The sequence below is a fragment of the Actinomadura roseirufa genome, assembly GCF_900659635.1.
Lineage (GTDB): Bacteria > Actinomycetota > Actinomycetes > Streptosporangiales > Streptosporangiaceae > Spirillospora > Spirillospora roseirufa.
Map to the genome: position 1 here is coordinate 1 of NZ_CAACVB010000035.1, position 20,860 is coordinate 20,860.

The 20,860-nt window shown below is 72.0% G+C and carries 17 protein-coding genes; 7 read left to right on the forward strand and 10 right to left on the reverse strand.

All coding sequences use genetic code 11. The features are described from left to right. Window positions 1–256: 256 nt before the first annotated feature. Complete coding sequence (locus E1291_RS10685; protein WP_131737594.1) at window positions 257–2,518, reverse strand: substrate-binding domain-containing protein; 2,262 nt, start codon at window positions 2,516–2,518, stop codon at window positions 257–259. A 311-nt stretch (window positions 2,519–2,829) separates the two neighbouring features. Between E1291_RS10685 and pstC the strand changes: the two genes are divergently transcribed. Genes pstC through E1291_RS10710 form a run of 5 tightly spaced genes read left to right on the forward strand, consistent with a single transcriptional unit; the run spans window position 2,830 to window position 9,955 of the window. Then, complete coding sequence (pstC, locus tag E1291_RS10690) at window positions 2,830–3,825, forward strand: phosphate ABC transporter permease subunit PstC (protein ID WP_131737595.1); 996 nt, start codon at window positions 2,830–2,832, stop codon at window positions 3,823–3,825. Beyond that, window positions 3,822–5,048, forward strand: a complete 1,227-nt coding sequence (gene pstA, locus E1291_RS10695) for a phosphate ABC transporter permease PstA (protein WP_131737596.1) — start codon at window positions 3,822–3,824, stop codon at window positions 5,046–5,048. Before pstC ends, pstA begins: the two co-directional genes overlap by 4 nt. Continuing rightward, a complete protein-coding gene (locus E1291_RS10700; RefSeq protein WP_131737597.1) occupies window positions 5,045–5,929 on the forward strand; it encodes a phosphate ABC transporter ATP-binding protein in 885 nt (294 codons plus the stop codon). The genes pstA and E1291_RS10700 overlap by 4 nt, the downstream gene beginning before the upstream one ends. Window positions 5,930–5,975: 46 nt before the next feature. Next, on the forward strand, window positions 5,976–7,598 hold the full coding sequence (gene pstS, locus E1291_RS10705; RefSeq protein WP_131737598.1) for a phosphate ABC transporter substrate-binding protein PstS: 1,623 nt from the start codon (window positions 5,976–5,978) through the stop codon (window positions 7,596–7,598). Continuing rightward, entirely contained in the window at window positions 7,595–9,955 is a 2,361-nt protein-coding gene (locus E1291_RS10710; RefSeq protein WP_131737599.1) for an Ig-like domain-containing protein, read from the forward strand. The genes pstS and E1291_RS10710 overlap by 4 nt, the downstream gene beginning before the upstream one ends. Before the next feature lie 336 nt (window positions 9,956–10,291). Here the strand turns inward: E1291_RS10710 and E1291_RS10715 are convergent, their stop codons facing one another. From E1291_RS10715 to E1291_RS10750, 8 genes are all read right to left on the reverse strand, one after another. After that, window positions 10,292–11,578, reverse strand: coding sequence for a transcriptional regulator (locus tag E1291_RS10715; RefSeq protein ID WP_131737600.1), 1,287 nt, complete (start codon window positions 11,576–11,578; stop codon window positions 10,292–10,294). Window positions 11,579–12,402: 824 nt separating this feature from the next. After that, on the reverse strand, window positions 12,403–13,194 hold the full coding sequence (locus E1291_RS10720; protein WP_131737601.1) for a hypothetical protein: 792 nt from the start codon (window positions 13,192–13,194) through the stop codon (window positions 12,403–12,405). After that, window positions 13,191–14,087: a hypothetical protein gene (locus E1291_RS10725; RefSeq protein WP_131737602.1), complete on the reverse strand. Its 897-nt coding sequence runs from the start codon at window positions 14,085–14,087 to the stop codon at window positions 13,191–13,193. Before E1291_RS10725 ends, E1291_RS10720 begins: the two co-directional genes overlap by 4 nt. Window positions 14,088–14,215: 128 nt before the next feature. Then, a complete protein-coding gene (locus E1291_RS10730; protein WP_131737603.1) occupies window positions 14,216–14,710 on the reverse strand; it encodes a WXG100-like domain-containing protein in 495 nt (164 codons plus the stop codon). Continuing rightward, window positions 14,710–15,033 (reverse strand): hypothetical protein, encoded by a 324-nt coding sequence (locus E1291_RS10735; protein ID WP_131737604.1) that lies wholly within the window; start codon window positions 15,031–15,033, stop codon window positions 14,710–14,712. Before E1291_RS10735 ends, E1291_RS10730 begins: the two co-directional genes overlap by 1 nt. A 53-nt stretch (window positions 15,034–15,086) precedes the next feature. After that, window positions 15,087–15,773: a serine/threonine-protein kinase gene (locus tag E1291_RS10740; protein ID WP_131737605.1), complete on the reverse strand. Its 687-nt coding sequence runs from the start codon at window positions 15,771–15,773 to the stop codon at window positions 15,087–15,089. An 840-nt stretch (window positions 15,774–16,613) separates the two neighbouring features. Continuing rightward, window positions 16,614–17,951 (reverse strand): cytochrome P450, encoded by a 1,338-nt coding sequence (locus tag E1291_RS10745; RefSeq protein ID WP_165495060.1) that lies wholly within the window; start codon window positions 17,949–17,951, stop codon window positions 16,614–16,616. A gap of 417 nt (window positions 17,952–18,368) precedes the next feature. Next, entirely contained in the window at window positions 18,369–18,884 is a 516-nt protein-coding gene (locus E1291_RS10750; protein WP_131737607.1) for a hypothetical protein, read from the reverse strand. A gap of 438 nt (window positions 18,885–19,322) precedes the next feature. Between E1291_RS10750 and E1291_RS10755 the strand changes: the two genes are divergently transcribed. Continuing rightward, window positions 19,323–19,697: an STAS domain-containing protein gene (locus E1291_RS10755; protein WP_131737608.1), complete on the forward strand. Its 375-nt coding sequence runs from the start codon at window positions 19,323–19,325 to the stop codon at window positions 19,695–19,697. Window positions 19,698–19,872: 175 nt separating this feature from the next. On the opposite strand, the gene E1291_RS10760 is transcribed toward E1291_RS10755, so the two are convergent. Next, a complete protein-coding gene (locus tag E1291_RS10760; RefSeq protein WP_131737609.1) occupies window positions 19,873–20,097 on the reverse strand; it encodes a hypothetical protein in 225 nt (74 codons plus the stop codon). Window positions 20,098–20,373: 276 nt separating this feature from the next. On the opposite strand from E1291_RS10760, the gene E1291_RS10765 reads away from it, so the two are divergent. Next, a complete protein-coding gene (locus tag E1291_RS10765; RefSeq protein WP_131737610.1) occupies window positions 20,374–20,577 on the forward strand; it encodes a cold-shock protein in 204 nt (67 codons plus the stop codon). The last annotated feature ends 283 nt before the right edge of the window (window positions 20,578–20,860 follow it).

The window sequence follows — 20,860 nt, forward strand, 5'->3', positions numbered from 1 at the left end:
GGCACCGCGGCGTCGGCGACGCCGAGCAGCGCCGAGGCCCGTCCGGCGACCACCATCACCTGGGCGCGGTCGGCTCCCGCCGCGCCCGCCGCCAGCACCGCCACCCGGTTCTCGAACTCTCCGACGGCGCGTTCGGCCTCGTCGGCCGGGGTCATGGCCGCTCCCTCCGGACGGCCGGGCGGGGCCGGCGGGCGGGGCTCAGGGCCGGACGGCGGCGGCGCGTACGGCTCGGCGAGCGGCGGCGTCCACGATGCCTTCATGCCCGTGGGGCCCGGCGGCGCATCCGGCTCTGCCAGAGCAGGTAACCGCGCCATCCGCCGCCGGCCGACAGCGCCCCCGCGCCGAGGACCAGGATCAGGACGATCGGCACGATCGTGCTGGCGGCCGGGATCTTCCCGCCGCGCACCGAGCCCTCGTTGGCGACCGGCTTGAGCGAGGGCGCGGCGGCGGCGCCGGGCGTCGTCGCGCCGGGGGTCGGCAGCGTGCCGCTCGGGGTCGTCGCGCCGCCGGTGCCGCCCGTCCCGCCCGGGTCGGCGATCGTCCCGCCGCCCCCGCCGGAGCCGCCGTTGGAGCCGCCCGAGCCGGGCCGGCCGTTCGAGGGCGACGAGCCGCCGCCCTTCTTCGGCGGGTCCGCCCGCTTCAGCATCGCGGCCACGTCACGGGCCTGCTTGCGGAGCTCGGCCGGGAGCTGCGCGCCGCCGAGCTCCTCGGCCTTCTTCTGCGCGTCGTCGCTCACCGCGTACTCGATGAACGCGGCGAGGGTCTTGCGCTTGGCGATCGGCAGCGGGTTGGCGCCCTGGGCGCTCGTCCGCGGCACGGCGACGTACTGGACCATCGGCAGCGGGTAGGCGCCGGTCTTGTCGGCCTTGTCGAAGGTCGCCGTGAGCGTCCCGTCGGCGTTGTGCCGCATCGTCGAGTACGCCTCGAGGATCGACTCCTTGGTCGGCAGGACGTAGTTGCCGGCGGCGTTCTTCAGCGGGGACATCGGCAGTGCCACGCCGCGCTGCCGCTGCGCGAGGATCTCGGTGACGTCGGTGTAGCCGAGGTAGCCCCGCTTCTGCCGCTCCTCCAGCGCCTTCGGCGGGATGAAGTCGTCGTCGGGGTCGGGGTCCACGGCCTTGCCGTAGTTCGTCCCGATCAGATACGCGGTCTGCGAGCCGTTCTCCGCGCCCCGGATGTCCGAGGCGCGCTTGACCAGCAGCTCCGAGCTGCCCGGCTCGGACACGAAGAACGTGCCGAACCGGCTCTTGGACAGCGTGGCGCCGAACCACGAGGAGAGCACCAGGTTCTGCGCGGACTGGCCGCTGCGCAGGATCGGGCCCGCGGGCAGCGCGGGCAGCCCGCAGCCGCGGTTGTCGGCCATGGTCGGGCTGTTCATGCTGGAGTCGCCCCACCACCCCGAGGTGACGCCGTCGCCGTCGGCGAGCATGAACGCCAGGGTGTCGGGCGACATGCGCGCCTGGTTCAGCCCGAGGCCGCCGTACTCCGCCGAGTTCGCCACGGCGAGTCCGGTGAGGCTGACCGGGGCGTACACCACGTTCCCGCCGGCCTCCGCCTGCGTGAACGGCATGCCGGTGACCGCGAAGTCCGCGCCGGAGGTGAAACCGCTCTGGAAGCCCGCCTTCAGCCGGGCCGCCCCGAAGACGGACGTACCGCGGGTGTAGTCGACGTCGCTCGGCTGGGCCAGCCGCCGCACGTCGGCGAGCCAGCCGTCCAGCAGCACCGCGGTGTTGACCGAGCCCGCGCCGGCGATCGGCGCGCCGACCGGCTGACCCTTGATCGGCGGGAGGGGCTGAGCCTCCGGCGGGTTCGGGAACTTGCGCGGCTTGGGCGCGGGGATCTCGTGGACGTCCGGCTTGCCGTCGGACGCCGGCTTGAAGAACAGCCCGCCGCTCGCGGCGCCCACGGCCGGGTCGCTGCTCCCGGCCGGCGGCTTCCTAGGGACGAGCGTCCACGACCCGCCCGCCGGCTTCGCCATGGCGACCGGCTGGTCCCACTCGCACTCGCTCACCACGACCGAGCAGCTGTACTCGGCCTTGCCGGAGAACACCCGGCTGTTGCACTCGAACTTGTCGTTCTTGGTCTCGGTGACGTCGTCCTTGGACAGGACGACCGAGGCGAACCGTCCCGACTTGAGCGAGTAGCTGGACGTGCCGGTGCCGTCCGCGCCCGTCGTGCCGATGAACCGGGTCTGGTGGGCACAGTCCCAGGGTGGAGTCCAGATCTCGGTGTTGTGGACGTTCTTGACCTGGAACGCCGACATGCACTGGGTGATGACGACCTGGGAGCCCGGCTTGAAGCCCTTCCAGCGCACCTCGACGGCCTGGTCGCCGCCGACCCGCACCGCCTCCCTGGCCGCGTCGGGCTGGCCGTCCAGCCGCCGGGCGCCGGCCCCGGTCGACCACACCTCGACCGTGGGCTCCGCGGGGGCGCCCTCCGCCAACGCCGGCATCGCGACCAGTGACGGCATCGCCGCAACACCGACCGCGAGCGTGATCCGGCACATCCGTCCGAACATTGCACTCCCTCACCGAGCCGAGCCCCGCCGCCGGGACGAGCACCTCGCACCACACGGCGGCACGCCGCGCGCTGAGACCCGCGGCGGCAGACCCAGGAAACGCCGAGCGGAAAGCCCCTGTAAATGGGCCGGATCGCGCGCCGTTCCGCCTTAGGACGTCGTTCACCTGCGCGTACCGCCGCGGTCAGTCACGCCCTCGGACACTGTGGCGCAGCCCGCCCGCAAGGGGGCGCGGACCACGGACACGGAGGAGACGCCCAGGTGGACGGCATGACGCGGAGTCGAGCGGCGCAGTGCCCTGCGGCGCGGACATGGGTGGCACGGTGTCCGGCGACACGGTGACGGCCGTCGCCGAGGCGGAGCCCGCCCGGCGCCGGATCGAGTCGCGGCTCACCGCCGGCGACCGCGTCTACCGCACGCTCGCGACCGCCGGCGCCGGGGCGACCCTCGTGCTCATCGTGCTGATCGGCCTGTTCCTCCTGATCAAGGCGATGCCGGCGCTGCGGGAGGCGGGCTGGTCGTTCATCACGACCAAGGAGTGGAGCCCCGACGCGGAGAAGCCGCGCTTCGGCGTCGCCGCGATGATGTTCGGCACGCTCATCAGCGCCACGGTCGCGATGGCGGTGACCTTCCCGGTCTCGGTGTCGACCGCGGTCTTCATCAACGAGTACGCGCCGCGCCGGCTGCGCCGCCCGCTGACCTCGCTCATCGACCTGATGGCGGCGATCCCCAGCCTGATCTTCGCGATGTGGGGGCTGTTCGTCCTCGTGCCCTTCCTCCTCCCGCTGGAGCAGTGGGCGGTGGACCGGTTCGGCTGGCTGCCGTTCATGAAGGCGGCGGCGATCGGGGCGTCGCTGTCCAACGCCGGGCTGGTGGTCTCGCTGATGACCATCCCGATCGCCACCTCGATCATCCGCGAGGTGCTGTCCCAGGTGCCGCGGCACGAGTGCGAGGGCGCGCTCGCGCTGGGCGCGACCCGCTGGGGCATGATCCGCACGGTCGTGCTCCCGTTCGGGCGCGGCGGGATCATCGGCGGCACGATGCTCGGCCTCGGCCGCGCGCTGGGCGAGACGCTCGCCGCGACGCTCGTCCTCAGCCTCACGTTCGAGATCAAGCCGCGGGTGCTGGAGAACGGCGGGATCACCGTCGCGAGCGCGCTCGCCGTGCAGTTCAAGGACGCCCAGAAGATGGGCCTCAGCGCCCTCATGGCCGCCGGGCTCGCGCTGTTCGTCGTGACCTTCGCCATCAACCTGCTGGCCGCCTTCGTGGTGAGCCGCTCACGTTCCGGCGCGGGGGTGGACGCGTGAGCGCGCAGCGCACCGTCCAGGCCGGGCTCCCCCCTCGGCCCCTGCGGGCCCTCGCGCCACCCCGGCACCGGCCGCGGACCCTGCGGCCCGGCGACGTCGCGGAGGTCGCCGGCGCCGTGGCGGCCTCCGGCGCCCTGGTCTGGTTCGTCTACGCGCGGCTGCTCCCCTTCAGCGTGCACGTCGTCGGGATCGGGCTCAGCTGGTACGCGCTGTTCCTGCTCACCTACGCGCTGGTCGCCTGGGACGGTCACGGACGCGTCGTCGCCACCGACCGGATCATGGGCGTCGTCATCGCCACCGCGGCGCTGGCGGCGTTCACCCCGATCGTCGCCGTCATCGGCTACGTCGTGATCAAGGGCGCGAAGGTGATCCGGCCCGGGTTCTTCACCGACAACCTGTCGGTCACCGGGCCGCTGTCGGCCGCCACCGAGGGCGGCGCGGTGCACTCGATCATCGGCACGCTGGAGCAGCTCGCGATCGCCACGATGATCTCGGTGCCGCTGGGGGTCCTGACCGCGATCTACCTGAGCGAGGTCAAGGGCCGGCTGACCAAGCCCACCCGGCTGGTCACCGACGCCATGACCGCGCTGCCGTCGATCGTCGCGGGCCTGTTCATCTACTCGCTGCTGATCCTCCAGTTCCACTGGGGGTTCTCCGGGTTCGCCGGAAGCCTCGCGCTGGCCGTCCTGATGCTGCCCACGGTGACGATCGCGGCCGAGCAGGTGCTCCGGGTGGTGCCGGGCGGGCTGCGCGAGGCGTCCCTCGCCCTCGGCGCCCCGCACTGGCGGACGGTGCTGAGCGTCGTCCTGCCGACCGCGCGGGCCGGGCTGTCCACGGCCGTGATCCTCGGCATGGCGCGCGTCGTGGGCGAGACCGCGCCCATGCTGCTCACCGCGTTCGGGACGACGACGACCAACACCAACCCGTTCTCCGGGATCCAGGACGACCTGCCCCTGTTCGTCTTCACCCAGATCCGCAGTTCCCAGAACACGCAGGTGCAGCGGGCCTGGGCGGGCGCGCTGGTCCTGCTGACGCTCGTCCTCATCCTCTTCATGCTCGCCCGGCTCATCGGCGGCTCCCGTCCGGGCAAGAAGCGCCGCCGCCCGTCCCGGACCCCTGCGCACTCGCGCCGGGTACCGCGGGCGGGCGCCGGCCCCACGACCCCCGCCCCCGGCCCCACGCCCCCGGACACGGGACCAACGACGAAGGCAGGCCCTTCATGAACAACACCGATCCCGCCTCCACCCGTCCGCTCCCCCCGGGGCCGCCCCTGCCACCGGAACAGCCCGGCACAGCGCATACCGCCACAGGGCAGCCCGGCCCGGCCGCGCCCGGCGGCGGCACCCTCACCGCCACCCAGGTCAGTGCCTGGTTCGGCTCGAACAAGGTGCTGGAGGGAGTCGACCTGGACATGGACGCCGGCCAGGTGACCGCGCTCATCGGCCCGTCCGGCTGCGGCAAGTCCACCTTCCTGCGCATCCTCAACCGGATGCACGAGCTCGTCCCGACCGCGTCGCTGGCCGGATCGGTGCTGCTCGACGGGGAGGACATCTACGGCCGGACGCTCCGCGTCACCCAGGTCCGCCGCCATATCGGGATGGTCTTCCAGAAGCCCAACCCGTTCCCGGCAATGAGCATCGCCGACAACGTGGCGGCCGGGCTGAAGCTGACCGGGACGAAGGCCGCCAACCGGTCCGAGCTCATCGAGGAGAGCCTGCGCCGGGCCGGGCTGTGGAACGAGGTGAAGGGCCGGCTGCGCGACGCCGCGGGCGGCCTGTCGGGCGGGCAGCAGCAGCGGCTGTGCATCGCGAGGTCGCTGACCGTGCGTCCCGACGTGCTGCTGATGGACGAGCCGTGCTCCGCGCTCGACCCGACCTCGACGCGGCGCATCGAGGAGACGATCGACGAGCTCCGGGGCCAGGTGACGATCGTCATCGTCACGCACAACATGCAGCAGGCCCAGCGCGTCTCCCAGCGCTGCGCGTTCTTCCTCGCCGCCGAGAACGAGCCGGGCCGCATCGTCGAGTCCGGGCCCACCACCACGATCTTCGAGTCGCCCAAGGACTCCCGGACCTCCGACTACGTCCACGGCCGCTTCGGCTGAGCGGCCCCGCGACCGCCGACCCGCACCGGAAAGAGGAAAGCACGCCATGAGGACAGGACTCCCCGGCGCCAGGAGCCCGAGGGGCGGCCTGCGCGCCATCGCCGCGGCAGGGCTGGTCTGCGCCCTCGGCCCGCTGGCGCCGCCGTCGACGGCCGCCGCCGCGGCGCTCCCGGCGGTCAACGGCGCCGGGTCGACGTTCGCCCAGATCGCCATCCAGCAGTGGACCGCCGACGTGTCCCGGCAGATGGGCCTGCGGATCAACTACCAGGGCAACGGCTCCACGGCGGGCCGCGCGTACTTCGCCGAGAAGCAGGTCGACTTCGCCTCCAGCGACGTGTCCTTCGGCTTCCCCGCCGGGCTGGGCAACGAGCCCAGGCCGAACTTCTCCTACACCTACCTCCCGCTCGTCGCGGGCGGCACCGCCGTCCTCTACAACCTCAAGGACTCGGCCAACCGCCCGATCAACGACCTGCAGCTGTCGGGCCCGCTCATCACGTGGCTCTTCACGCAGCCGCACTACGGTGCGATCTACTGGGACGACGCCAGGATCGCGGCGGAGAACCCGCAGCTGCGCGGGCGTCTCCCGCACACCATCGTCCGCCCGGTCGTCCGCAAGGGCGGGTCCGGGACGACCTCGGTGTTCACCGAGTACCTCAACACCCAGGACCCGGGGCGCTGGCGCGGCTACATGGAGGTCGCCCCGAAGGCGGACGACTGCACCGGCAAGATCTGCGCGGCCACCGACGAGTGGCCCACCACGCGGAACAACCTGGACTACAAGGAGGGCTCGGACGGCGTCGCCAACCACGTCCAGCGCTACGCGGGGACCATCGGGTACGCCGAGTACGCCTACGCCCTGCAGCGGGGGATCTCCGTCTCGCGCGTGCGCAACGCCGCGGGCAACTACGTGCTCCCCGAGCCGTGCCACCAGGCGATCGCCCTGACCCGCGCGGACCGCAACAGTGACGGCACCTACAACCTCCAGCGCGTCTACACGCACCCGCACCCGAAGGCGTACCCGATCTCCAGCTACAACTACGTGATCGTGCCGACGAGCGGCTCGGACCCGCAGAAGGGCGAGGCGATGAGCCGCTTCGTCCTCTACTCGATCACCGACGGGCAGCGCAAGGCCGCCGACCTCGGCTACTCCCCGCTGCCCACCAACCTGATCTCCCAGGGGCTCAGCGCGCTCGGCCAGGTCCCCGGCCACCCGGGGATTCCCGGAAACCCGGCCCAGTGGGGGCAGTTCTACGAGAGCCTCAAGCTCCCGGACGGCAGCACGTGCGGCGACTCGGGCAAGCGCGCCACCAACCTTCCCCGCAACGGCAACAACGGCGCGAACGGCGGTAACGGCGGCGGCGCCGGTAACGGTGGCGGCGGCGCCGGCCAGGGCGCGGGCCCCGGGGGCACCGGCGGACCGGGCGCCGGGCAGGGCGGCCCGGGCGGGGTCGCGGGCCCCGGCGGCGTCGCGGGCGGCACGGGGAACGGGGCGGTGAGCCCGACTCAGGCCGCGTCCGCGGCGACCAACGTGGCCAACGCCGTCAAGTCGGCGGGCTCCCCCTGGGGGCTGTACATCACGGTGCTCGTGTTCATGGCCCTGCTGTTCGTGCCGGCGCCCATCTCCGGGTTCGTCCGGCGGCGCCTGAACCGTGACGGGGAGGCGCAGTGAGGCCCTGGCACCTTCTGGCCGCGCTCGGCACGGCGGGCGCCGGCGTCATCGCCGTCCCCGCGACGTCCCCGGCCGCGGCGGCGGCCCCCGACTCGACGATCACCGCACCGGCCGGCGGCGCGCTGCTGCGCACCGGGCCGACGGTCTTCCGCGGCCAGGCCACCGACGCCGACTCGGTGCAGGTCGCCGTGCAGGACCGCGACAGCAAACTGTGGTGGCACGCCGACGGGACGTGGGGCGAGCAGCAGCGCTTCACGGCCGCGCTCTCCGCGGGCTCCTGGTCGTTCACCTGGACCGCGCCGGAGGCCGGCGACTACCTGGTGCAGGCGTTCGCCCGCGGCGGCGCGGTCACCGACGCCACCCCGCCGTACACGCCGTTCACGATGCTGACCCTCGCCTCGGGCACCGCCCCGGACACCGCCGTCGCCGCCCCGGGCGCCGGCTCGATCGTCCGGGCGGGCACGCCGCTGACCGCGCGCGGCCTGGCGACCGCCGGCGGGCGCGTGGCGTCGGTCGGCGTCGCCGTCCAGAACCGCGCGACCAGGCTGTGGTGGCGCGCCGACGGCACCTGGGGGGCCTACCAGCGGCACCCGGCGGCCCTCGGCGGCACCGCCCCCGACGGCCGGACGGTCGCCTGGACGTTCGGCTGGACCCCGCCCGCCGACGGCGACTACGCGTTCCAGGCGGTGGCCGCCGACGGCGGCGGCACCACCGACGCGACCCCGGCCGACCGCCCGTTCGGCGCCGACGGCAACGCCCCGGACGGCACGGTCACCGGCGCCCAGGACCGCTCCCACCCGGCGCGCCGCGCGGTCACCTGGACGGGCACCGCCACCGACGCACGGGGCGTCGCGGACGTGCAGGTCGCCGTCCAGAACCGCGCCACCAAGCTGTGGTGGCACGCCGACGGCACCTGGGGCGCGTTCGCCCGGTACCCGGCCGCCATCACGGGACCGTCGGGGACGGCGGCCTGGACGGTCGCCGACGGCAGGCGCGTCTACACCTCCGCCGGCTGGGCCTTCCGCTGGACCCCGCCCGCCGCGGGCGACTACGGGCTCCAGGTGACCGCGATCGACGCCGCCCAGCGGGCCGACGCCACGCTGCCGTACCTGCGCTTCTCGGCCACCGCGGCCCCCGCCGACACCGTCCGCCCGTCCGCCGCGTTCACCGCGCCCACGGCCGACCGGACGCTGACGGCGGGCCCGATCCGCGTCAGCGGCAGCGCCGCCGACGACGTCGCCGTCACGGCCGTCCACCTCGCGATCCAGAACCGCGACACCGGCCAGTGGTGGCAGCCGGGAGGGGGCTGGGGCGCCTACAAGCGCATCGCCCCGGTGACCACCGGCCTGGGCACCCCGTCCGCGACCTGGACCTACGACTGGACGCCCCCGCAGGCCGGCGGGCGCTACCTCGCGCACGTCGAGGCGTTCGACGCGGCGGGCAACGTCGCCGGTGAGACCGCCCGGCCGAGCGTGCGGTTCGGCCACCGCCCCGGCGGGACGGGCCTGGCCACCCTGCTGCTGAGCCGCTCGCAGTGGCAGGCGGTCGACCAGCGGTGCGCGCCGCTGCGGGGCGCCGTTCCGCTCGGCGAGCTGGCCTCGGAGCTGGGCAAACGCGGAGTGCGGGCCACCGGCACGGTGGTCGTGGACCGCACCGGCGACTCCACCCGGCAGTGCGTCGCTAACTTCACCGACTACGCTACCTGGGCCGACCTGGCGAAACTCCGCGACACGTCCGGGTGGTCCTTCATCAGCCACGGCGCGACCTACGCGGACATGACCGCGCTCACGCCCGACCAGCAGAAGACCGAGTCGTGCGGGTCGCTCACCGCGCTGCGGTCGCACGGCCACGACCGCGCGTGGGGCCTGTTCGCCTACCCCAACAACAAGTACAGCGCGCTCACCCAGCAGGTCGTGTCCAGTTGCTTCGCCTACGGCCGCCAGTACGGCTTCGGGCGCAACACCTCCGCCACCACCGCCGCGCCCTACTTCCAGAGCACCTGGAGCTGGCCGTCTGGCCGCTGCAACGACCCCACGCTCACCTGTAGCACGTGGGTACCGACCTCCGACTCGTCCATCGGCGTCTACACGTCCCCCGAACGGCTCGCGGCGGCCCTCGCCGGCGGCGCCGACGAGTGGCAGACGGTCCAGGGCTACAAGTTCCTGCGCGGCCGGCGCATCGCGACGGCCAACCAGGGCCAGCAGTGGGACTGCACGTCCTCCGACTGGCGCGCCCACTGGACCAACAGCGCCGAGTCCTACTGCCTGTCCGACCTGCTCACGGCCCTTTCCCTGGCCCGCGGCACCACCTTCACCGACCCCGCCACCGTCGCCCAGACCTGGGGCCGCCGCCCCTGACCCGACATAGACGCGGCGTGCGGCGCCAACGCGGTCTTTCCGCCCCCGGCTGGGCCGCTGACCACGACCACTCCATCAGAGCCGGGCACGAGAAGTGGCGGGACGGCGCCTTGCGGGGCGAGAGGCCCGACTCGTGTTCCCGTACCCCATGCCGCCACCCGGCGTCGCCGGGTGGCGGCATGAAGGGTACTCGTCGTTCACTGTCCGCTTCTGACCAGGCATCATCGCGGGATGACGCGGGCCCTCGTGGAAATGTCCGCCGCAAGCGTGGTCCGACTCTTTTGGCCGCATTATTCGCCTGCGGGTCAGGTGGGTGCGAGATCAGGCCGGTGCAGGTCAGGGGCCGGGTTCTGTTAGTCCGGGATCGGCAAGGCAGAGCCTGGTGTGGGCTTGGACCCACTGCTCGATCTCGGCATCGGTGCCACCGCACCCGGCGATATATGCGCACACCAGCTCGCGCTTGGGCAGTTTGCCGTTGCTTCCGATCGTGGAGAAGGAGGCATAGGAGTAGGGACGGTCCACGCGCGGGTGCCTGGCGCAGACCTTGGCCATGTCCCGCAACGGCCGCTCGCCCTTGTAGACACGGAACGCCTTCATCTGGGTGACGAACTCGACGTGGTCGGTGGCCGTGGCCGGGTCGGGTGGCCGGACCCAGGGCCCACCCTGCTCTTCGTGCGGACGCGGGGGCTCGCCGGCGCGGATCTCGGTACCCGTCTCCCGGTCCATGCCGTCACCGCCGGGCAGATCTCCCGGCTCGGCCTGCGGCTCCCCGTCCCGTTCGCCGGCGGTGCGAGCGGGCGGCGGTGACGGGCCCGCGTCACCCGCCTGCCCCTCCGGCGACCATAACGCCCACGCCGGAGGGGACGCCGCGGTCGTGCGCGGTCGGCGCTCACCCCGGGGCGCGGGCCGGCGCGGCGTCCAGTCGTCGCCCGGGAACGTCGGCGGGCCGGTCTCCCGGCCGGACGGTGGTGCGCCATCGGAAGGCGGCGCCGCATCTGGATGCTGTGCCGTATCCGGATGCGGTGCCGTACCGGAAAGCGATGCCCTATCGGAGAACGTCGCCGCGTCGGAAGGCGGCGCCATACCGGAAGGCAGTGCCATACCGGAAGGCAGTGCCATACCGGAAGGCAGCGCCATCTCGGAAGGCGGGCCCGTGCCGGAAGGCGGCGCCGCATCGGAAGGCTGTGCCGCGTCGGAAGGCTGCGCCGCATCGGAAGGCAGCGCAGTACCGGAGGGCGGCGCCGTGTCCGAGGGTGCCGCCGTGCCGGAAGGCGATGCCGTACCGGCGGGACCACCGGCCGCCTGGATTCGGTCGAACAGGTCCTGAGCGACCCGCACATCGGTCTTGGACGCGCCACAGGCGCGCAGCACGGCGTCCAAGTCCCTCCAGGTGATGCCGGAGAACCTGCCCTGCAAGATCCGGTGCACCTTTCCCTCCGGGACGCCTTCCTGGGTGGCCTTGGCGATGACCCCGCCGCGGGCGCCGCGTCCCGCGAACAGCGCGGTGAAGTAGACGCCGATGATGAGGCCGTGCAGCCTCTTCTGCGGGCTCTCGTTCGGATGGACGTCCTCCAGGAACCCTTCAACGTCGCGGAAGGTCTTCTTGTCCGGTGCCCGCCTCAAGGGGCTCATCAGGGTGTCGGTGTCGCGGGTCGGCGCCGGTCACCGGCCCCCCACCGCCCGCGGGCGGCACCCGGCGTGCGGGTCCCCCGAGAGACGGGGATCGTGCGGGGCGCGGCCGGCCGGCCGGGCCGGGGCCGTGCTCGCCGGGAGGAGTGAACGCATAGACATCTCCTTGTCCGTGCTCGTTCTGTGCCTGCTCGTTGGACCGGGTGTCAAAGTAAAGGCGGACCCGGTGGGTAGCGACCAACGGGTTAACCCTGGGTAATGATCCGCTTCAGGACGGGAGCATAGTCCCCGCAACTACCGATCAGCATGCATCTTCCAACCCCCCTATTGGGGCATATCCGGACGATGCGGACTCACTACACCAAGCTAAACGTGAAACAGCCACTGACCTGCATGGACGTACAAGATCCCTGGTGTTCTATCTTGTTAAGTTGTGTCAGGTGGCACGAAATGAGTGACGCGCGGGGATCCAATCCGGGATGCTCATTGCGTGCGTTCGGGAGGGTGAAATCCGGATGCACGTGCATCTCGTTGGCCGTCCGTTGGACCGGGTGCCCGCACGAGAGGCAGAACACCCGAGAACGGCATGTTCCGTAGTAGCGGCGGAACGCCGCCGGACTCCCCGGGCCGGCGCGTCAGAGGCCAGACTCGCCTCCGGCACGCGCCGGCCTCCCCGGTCCCCTATGCGTTCGTGCCCGTCCGGGCGTCCCCGGCGGAACGCGGGAACGTTCCATCCTCGCCGTGAGACGCCGCGCCGGAGCACGGCTCCGGAGGCGGCTCTGAGCGCGGCGAGACGGATGCGCTGACCGTGCGTCCGGTCAGTGGTATTCGAGGACGCCCTTCCGGATGTAGGCGAGGTCGTGAGGGCCCTCGACGCCCACGTACGGGCAGGAGTCCGGCCCCTCCCGCAGCGCGAGGGCGGTGTCGCCGGGGGCGATCCACAGCAGGCGGCCCGAGGCGAGCCAGGGGCGCAGGTCGAAGTCCCAGTCCGCAGGCCAGGGGATCGTGTCGGCCCAGCCCTTCCATTCGCCCGCGCCATCATAGACGTCGTACTGCTGCGTGCCCCACATGTTCTCCAGGCTCACGCCGGGCCGGGGGCCGAAGTAGGCGATGGCCCATCCGGTGTGACGGCCGACCATGACCTGCGAGATGACGGCGCGGACGTCCGCGCTCTCCAGAATGCGCGGGACGACGTACGGCGCGCCGGGACCGGGCTGGCACATGAACGGGGCGTACGTCACGGGCGGGGAGAGCCGCATGGCGCCCGTCAGCGTGAGCCACGTCGGAGGCAGGGAGGCGGGACGGCGGCGAACGGGCGACTCGTAGTTCCAGAACCAGCCGTCGAGATCGACCGGGTCCATCGGCCAGTGGAGCGCGGCGCCGGTGTGCGGGTCACGGGTGAGGGGGATCTCGGGCAGCCACTCGCGGTAGCGGTGCGTCGCCTCGTTGCGGCGTTCCCGGGCCTCGGCGAGCGACCGCGCGGTGGCCTCGGAGCCGGAATCAGCGCCGGAGTCGTCGTCGAGCCGCTCGGCGTACTCCTTCCACCGGTTGCCCAGGTCGAGCAGTTCGGCGCGCTCGGCGAGCCGTCCGGCGTCCAGGGGGCCGCTCATAGGGGTGCTCCGTCTCCGCGGGCCAGAGACATCGGCCTGTGCGGAGTGAACCGCACCAGGGGCTCCATACTCGGATTGGCCGGCGAGTGGTTGTAGTCGATCGTGTCGTAGATGCCCCGGTTGACCTCGTTCTCAGGCACCCAGTACTTGTGCGCGCCGTGGTTGACGCCCATGTCGTTGTCCATCATCTCTTGGATCGTCCGGTCGTATTCTTCAGGCGTCAGCCGCTCCCCGCTCGGGTGATGGCGGATGTCGTACAGGTCGTTGTCCCCCGCGAACGGCTTGACCTGGCCGTCCTTGGGATCGACGCCCCGGACGACGCCGTCGTCGCCGACCTGGAGCTTGCCCTTACGGCCGTACTCCTCCATCGCGCCCCGCTGGTCGTAGTACTCCTTGTACCGCTGCCGGTAGCGGTTGTTGAGCCCGTCCCAGTCCTTGTCGGACATCCCGTCCGGCTTGGTCTTCGGAAGGGGCTCGGGCTTGAAGTAGCCCACCTGTCCTTCCTTGCCCTTGAGGTCGGGCCTGAGCATCACGTCGTACTTGTTGATGGTCTTCGACTTGACGTGCTGGGGCTTGGGGATCGCGTTGCCGTGCCTGAGGTGCCGCAGCGAGTCGGGGTTGACCGGACGGACGTCGATCTGCAGATTCCTGCGCTCGGCGTAGTCCTGGAACTTCTTCTGGTCCTTGCGCCGGATGCCCCACCTGTTCTGGACGTCGCGCGGGCTGTCCGGCCGGGGTCGCGCCGCCCCGCCGAGGTTGCCGCGCCGCGAGCCGCGCGGCGGCCCCTGATGGCGCGGCCGGCGCAGGAACCTGGAGGCCGCCCGGCCGATGATGCCACCGGCCCCGCCCCCCGCACCGCCGCCGCCCCTACCGCCGCCCCGGGTGCGTGCCACCGCGAGCCTCCTGTGTCGTCCTCGCCGCCGAACGTTCGCTCCCGGGCCGTGTCACCCTGTTGAGCCGCCCAGTTGAGCCGCCCAGTTGAGCCGCCCAGTTGAGCCGCCCTGTTGAACCGCCCCTCGGGTCACCCTTCGAGGATCGCTTCCAGGGCCATCGAGATGAGCTGGTCGATGATCAAGCTCGCGATCTCCTTGAAGATCGGGATCTCGGCCAGCGAGGCGCCGAAGGTCGGCACGGCGGTCGCGATCGCCTGGGCGATCTCCGCGGCCAGCAGGGCCAGCTGGACGATCGTGTTGATCTTGAGGGCGAGCACGATGGCCGCGCACACCATCAGCCCGGCGCCGATGAGCTGCCCGGCGGTGCGGGCGTCCTCCAGGTTGGCGTGCGGCGCCTCGGCGCCGCCCCACGCCTGCTGGAAGGCGGCGATCCCCTCGGCCCGGCCCGCCGTCGCGACGAGCTGGGCGTGGCCGTGGGCCTCCCCGACCGGCTCGCCGAGGGTACCGGCGAACCCGAGCCACGCCTGGCCCATGTCGACGAGCTTGCTCTCGTCGGCCTCCGGCCACGTGTAGCCCAGCATCGACAGGAGGGACGCCAGTTCACCCGGCAGCTGCATGCCCATCAGAGGAGCTCCCTGACCCTGTTGACCTCCAGATGCGAGGTGTCCTCCGACTCGCGGTAGACCTGGGCCATCTCCTGGACGCCCTCCGCGTGCTCGGCGACGCCGTCCGCGTTGTCCCCGAGACATTCCTCGAAGATCCCGAGAATGGCCTGGTAGCAGCCGCCGATGAGCGAGCCGATGTCGTCGCCGCCCCACGGCTCGCCGAACGAGCCGAGCTCGGTCCTGAACTTCTCCCAGTGCGCGTTCACGTTCCGGGCGGCCGTACCGAGGTCACGGCCGTTCTTCAGCAGCTGCTGGTGGTCGATCCGGAGTTCGGGTGCCATGGCGATCTCCTGACGCCGGTGCTCTACAGGGGTCGGGTCTCTTTGGGACGGGTCTATTTGGGTTGGGCGCTGTCCATCAGCGCGCGGAGGGAGGCGACGTAGCCGTCGAGGAGCCGGAGGCCGGTGTCCTGCGCCTCGCGGACGGACGCCAGGAACTCCGGCGAGGGCTCGGCGGCCCGGCGGGCGCTCTTCTCCGCTTCGGCGAGGGCGGTGTTGACGGCCGCGCGCACGCCTTCGGCGATCTCGGCGGTGCCGAGCCGGGGAGCCGGGTGAGAAGCGGGGCGGGGGGCCGGGTGAGGATCAGGGCGGGGGACGAGGTCCAGTGTCACGACCCGTCCGTCCGAGGACGCCGTGGCGGCGACGCGGCCGTCCGGCGACCGGCCCTCGGAGTGTGCGCGGGCCGGGGTCTCCTTGGCCGCGTCAAGGGCGGCGCGGGCCCACTGGAGCAGCCCTTCGATGTCCGGCGGCTCGAATGAGCCGCGCATGGTGGCGCGCTGGTTGATCTGCGCGACGGCCTCTCCGAGGGAGCCCGTCACGCGCGACATTCCTAACAGTCCTTCGGACAGAACGGAGTCGAGCGCCCGGCGGATGGCGTCCATGTCCGGTGGCGGATCGGCCGGCGTGTTCTCCGTCCGGGGGCGGGCCCGTTCCAATGCCGCATTGATGACGGCGGTGAGCCGGGCGGCCAGCTCGTCCGGTTCTTCGCGTAACAGCCGGCCATCAAGATCGATTTCCGTCACTCGCCGGGTTTCCGCGATCACGCGAATGCGTTCGTCCGCGGAGACCGCGATCCCCCGATCGGGGACGGCCACGGCCTCGGCCGCCGGCTCGGCCGTTTCCCCGCAGGCCCGCCGAAGTGCCGCCAGCCTACGGCGTGCGTGATCGACGCGTTCGTCCATGCCCCGTCCACGCCCCCTCGCAAACAAGATCAACAAGGCGTGATTGTACCTGTCAGAAGCACCGATAGGCACTTGCATTGGAAACTTCTTCGGCAATCGCCGCCCATGACGCAATTCCTCACACCATGAAAATGCCCCTTCCGGCGGCGGAGACGGAAGCTCTCGCACCCAATCCCGCGTCGCTGACCAGGGAAAACAATGACCGCACAGCGGCGGCGGCAGGAGGTGACGCATACCGCTTCGGACGCGGCGCGGGGCGTCCACGCGGATCGAGATACCGATCGAGTGGCGCGTCGTCCCGGACCCGCCGCGCCACCGGACCGGCAACGAAGATCAACTCGACTCGCCCGGTTGCGGAGCGCGAGGCCATGCTGACCCGGCGAATAATCGCATCGGAATTCGTCCCTCCCTGGGGTGGATCCGTCTCAGATGAGTCATGCCGGGCCCCTACGACTATGTCTTGGGCGGAAAGACGATGATGCGGTTGATCGCGAGGCTGCGACCCAGGTGATAGCGCTTGCCCCGGTCCTTCCGGTGTCGGGCAAGGCGTGGCGAGGATTACCGCTCAGGGCCGCCCGGATGTGCGCCGAGAACCGGACGCACAAGACGCCGCGAGGAGTTCGAGCGCATCTTCGGCGGATTCAACTCGTGGAGCCCCGGCATGGTGGACGTCCCGTCCGGTCACCGCTCCGCGCGGGTCAGGCGACATGTCATGGACGTCGGCAGAAGGGTGGGACCGAAGTCGATGCCCACCCCGTCCAGATCCGGGACATGCGGGGTGTATCCGGTGCACAGGTGCGCCGCGGTCAGAAGCAGGATGCTCAGGCCGAGCTGGGCGCCCATGCATCCGCGCGGGCCCGCGCCAAAGGGGAGGTAGGCGTACGGCGCGTGCGGACGGTCGGCGGACGACCAGCGGCCGGGGTCGAACCGCTCCGGCCGTCGCCACCAGCGCGGGTCGTGATGCAGGAGGTACGGGCTGACCATGACCGCGGTCTTCGGAGGGATCGTGAACCCCGCCAGCGTGGTCCGGGTGATCGTGTCGCGTCCCAGCAGCCAGGCGGGAGGGTGGACGCGCAGCACCTCGTGGACGAACGACGTGGTGTACGGCAGGACGCGCTCCGGATGCGTGCACAGCGCCTTGGAATCGGCGGCGGTCACCTCCGCGCGGATGCGCTCGCGCGCCTCGTCCTGTGCGGCCAGCTGGTAGAGCAGCCAGCACCATGACCCGCCCATGGTGCCGAGGGCTCCCAGGGCCGTCATGCTCACCGCGGCCTGTGCGACGTCGGCGGGCAGCTCCTCCCCCCGGTCGCGCAGGGCCTGCACCAGGGCGACGGGCCCCTCACCCGCGACGGAGCGGTCGTCCGGCGCCTCCAGCAGGGCCGTGACGCGGTCGCGGAGGCGCTGGTCACTGGAGTCCAGCTCGCGGCGCAGGCGGCTCGGCCACCAGCGGGGCACCCGGCCGGCGGCGGCGGCGCGCCCGCTCTGGGCGAAGGCGTCCAGCAGCGCGGCCTGCAAGGCGGGGTCGGGCCGGGGCAGGTAGAGCGGGAGCAGGGCGCGCACACTGAACTCCCAGGCCCGCTCGGCCGGGTCGAAGGGCGCGTCCTCCAGCGCCGCGAGCCCGGCGGCCACGGCGTGGGCCACGGAGGGAAGGCGCTCGGGCAGGGCCGCAGGCCTCATCCCCGGGAGGGCCGCCTGGCGGGTCCGCATCCACTGGCGGGTCTGGTCCTCGGTGGGGAAGCGGCGGCCCCGGAGCGTGTCGGTGTTGGGCACGGAGTCGCGGTTGGTCCGCGTGAGCACCTGCTGGACGAGGGCGGGATCGGTCACCACCACCACGCCGGTGTCGAACCGGAACACGTCCCCGTAACGCTCCCGGCACTCGGTCAGGAAGCCGGGCGGGTCGGCCTCGTAGGCGGCCACGTGGCGGCCGAGCAGCCCACCGGACGGGCCGGGAATCCGAGGCTCCGGGGACCGGCGCCCGAACACCGCCCCCGCGTTGAACACCGTCCGTCCCTTGAACACCGGCCGTCCCTTAAACACTGGCCGTCCCTTGAACATTGGCCATCCCTGATCGTCGCGGTCCGGCGGCGGGGCCCGGGGCGCGGCGGGGGCGGCGCCGGGACCGTGCGCCCGGCGCCGCCGTCGCGCGGCCGGATCAGATCACCGCAGCCGGTAGATCCGGTAACGGCCCGGCATCTGTCCGCGGTGCGATCCGCACACGCGCTTGATGAGCCTTGCCATGCGCACCTCCCTTCGTCGCCTCGTTCGCCCGTCCTTTGCCGTACCGGGCGCCCGCTCCGCCGCGCGGGACCTGCCGCGCTGGAGAAGCGTTTCCACACTTCCACCCGCACCGTGGACGGATAACGTCTCCGAGGTGCCCGGTTGGCTTGCGCGAGGGTCAGGACTCCCTGGCTCTGACTTCAACTTTACACACCGACTTCAATTATGGTAAATCTCGGCTATTAGGCCAGTTTCATGACCGCATCCGGGCCTGCCCGTAATGATCGGTGTGATCATGTGGCGCGTTCCGGGTTCTCTACGGCGACGAAGGCGGCCGGGAGACCCGCAGGGCGGAGCGACGCCGTGTCCCAGGGCGCTGAGCGGCCCGTCCACCTTCCAGGCGGGCACGAAAGAGGCGTTCAGCAGCGTCGCGTAGAGGTCGGCGGGCGTCGTCCAACATTCCTTGATGTGGGAGCAGTACGTGAAAGTCGCGGTGCCCAGCACGGAGCCGAGCTTGATCACGGTGGAGGCGCCGTTGGCGTAGCCGACGCCGCGAATGCATAACCCTGGAGACGCCATTGTGAACCGCACGGCGGCCGCCGGCTCCGGCGGCGATGCGCACAAGATGAAACACCGGGACGAACGCAGTCCGCCGCTCGGAATCTGATCACCATCGACCCAGGTCCGCTCGCACACCGACAGCGCACACAGACAGCGCACGCCGACGGCGGACACAGACGGCGGGTACAGACGGCGCACACCGACGGCGGACACAGACGGCGGAGACAAACAACGCGCACAGGCAGTGCACACAGGCAGTGCACACAGGTTGGGACACAGACGGCGGGCACGGTGAACCGCCGGAGACGCGGGAGGGGCCGTCCGGGCGGCGCCGATGCCGGCTGACGCTCTTTCCGCTGGTCAGCGGGGGTCGCGAAAACGTGGGGCGCGTCCGAGAGGGAGAAGGCGTAGACTCTCGGCGAACGAGGGGCCTTCGACGTGGGCGGCCAGCCCGTGTCTCCCCCGCTCCCACTACTCCCGTCTTCTTCGGAGACTCGGACAGGTCCGGTGCGCACGGCGCCGCTTTCCCCGGCGCGGTGCTCGCGACGGCACCCGTGACCGTCCTCACCCTCGCCGGAGCGGCACAACGCAGATTCCGGATCGGAGATCCACATGTCCACCACCGGCACTCCCTCGCCCGCCACAGGGCTGAGCCACGAGCGGTGCACGGGCCACACCCTCATCGCCGTCCGCGGTGAACTCGACGTCGCCACCACGCCTCACCTGCGGGAACGTCTGAACGCCGCGTTGGTCGACGCGGTGCCGCCGGTCGTCATCGACCTGTCCGGGGTGACCTTCTGCGACGCCTCGGGGCTGACGCTCCTCGTCGAGGCGCGCCGCCGCGCGCACGGCGCGGTCGTCCTGGCCGCCCCTCGCCCGCAGATGGCCAAGCTACTGCGCGTCACCGGGCTGGACCGCGCCTTCACCGTCAGCCCGAACGTGACCGCGGCGCGGCTGGCCCGTCCCGGCGCCCGGCCCGCGGCCTGACCGCGCCGTCCCTCCCGGTGAACCGGACGGGGCCGCCCCACCGCTCCACGCACGGGGTGGTCCCCGCCGTTCAGTGGGACTTGGAACGCTCCATTGCGTCCCGGTCGATGGCGCACACGCCAAAACCGCCGCGCGTGCGCGGCTTCGCCTCGTCCGCCCGCGGGCGGACGCGGCCTCAGAGCACGAAGAGCTTGGCGTACGGCGCGGGGATCCGCACCGTACGGGTACCGAAGTCGACGAGGACGGCGTTGCCCTCGACCTCGGTGACACGGCCGAGGCCGTACTTGTCGTGGGTGACCTGGTCGCCGACGCCGAACTCCTTGGCGGGCGGCGCCGGAGGCGGTGGTTCGAAGGGACTGGTGGGCAGGTGTGGCCGCCGGGCGGCTCGCGAGGGTCTCATCAATCGCCAGTATGCGCCCACACGGGCCCCCGCGGGGGCCTGATGGTCCGTCTGATCTGGAATTTTGCCGTGCGTCATTCCCGGTACACCGGCCTGCGGCCGATCAGTCGGCATGTGTGGTAGCGTGCGGGATGTTGCGGTTCCCATAGACATTCATGTGCGCCTGGAGGTCCCGACCCAGGCGCATTTTTGTTTGTTCTGGATCTTCCGGGTGGGCCATCGCGGCGTCCTCGGCCCGCACCAGGCGGGCCGGGACCGAGCCACAAGGAGATCATCATGGCCACCGGCACCGTCAAGTGGTTCAACGCGGAGAAGGGCTTCGGCTTCATCGAGCAGGACGGCGGCGGTCCCGACGTCTTCGCCCACTACTCCAACATCGCCGCCCGGGGCTTCCGTGAGCTCCAGGAGGGCCAGAAGGTGTCGTTCGACGTCACCCAGGGCCAGAAGGGCCTGCAGGCGGAGAACATCACCCCCGCCTGACGTTCCGCAAGCGGCGGGTCCGGCCCTGGCCGGCCCGCCGCCTGTTCGTCTCCGGCACGCGGCATGAACACCGCCGCCGTCACCGGTTCGTCCCGGGAGATCTCCGCCGCGCTTCCAGAGGACGCCCGGTCCCGCACCGCGGAGCGCCCCTCGGCACGGGCCGTCCCCGAGGAAGGCCCTTCATGACCCGCACGGCTCGATCGGGCGGCCGCGGCCGCCCTCCACGCGCACGCTCCGGCGCCCCGGCGCAGCACCCCGCCGACACACAGCACCCCGTCGAGGC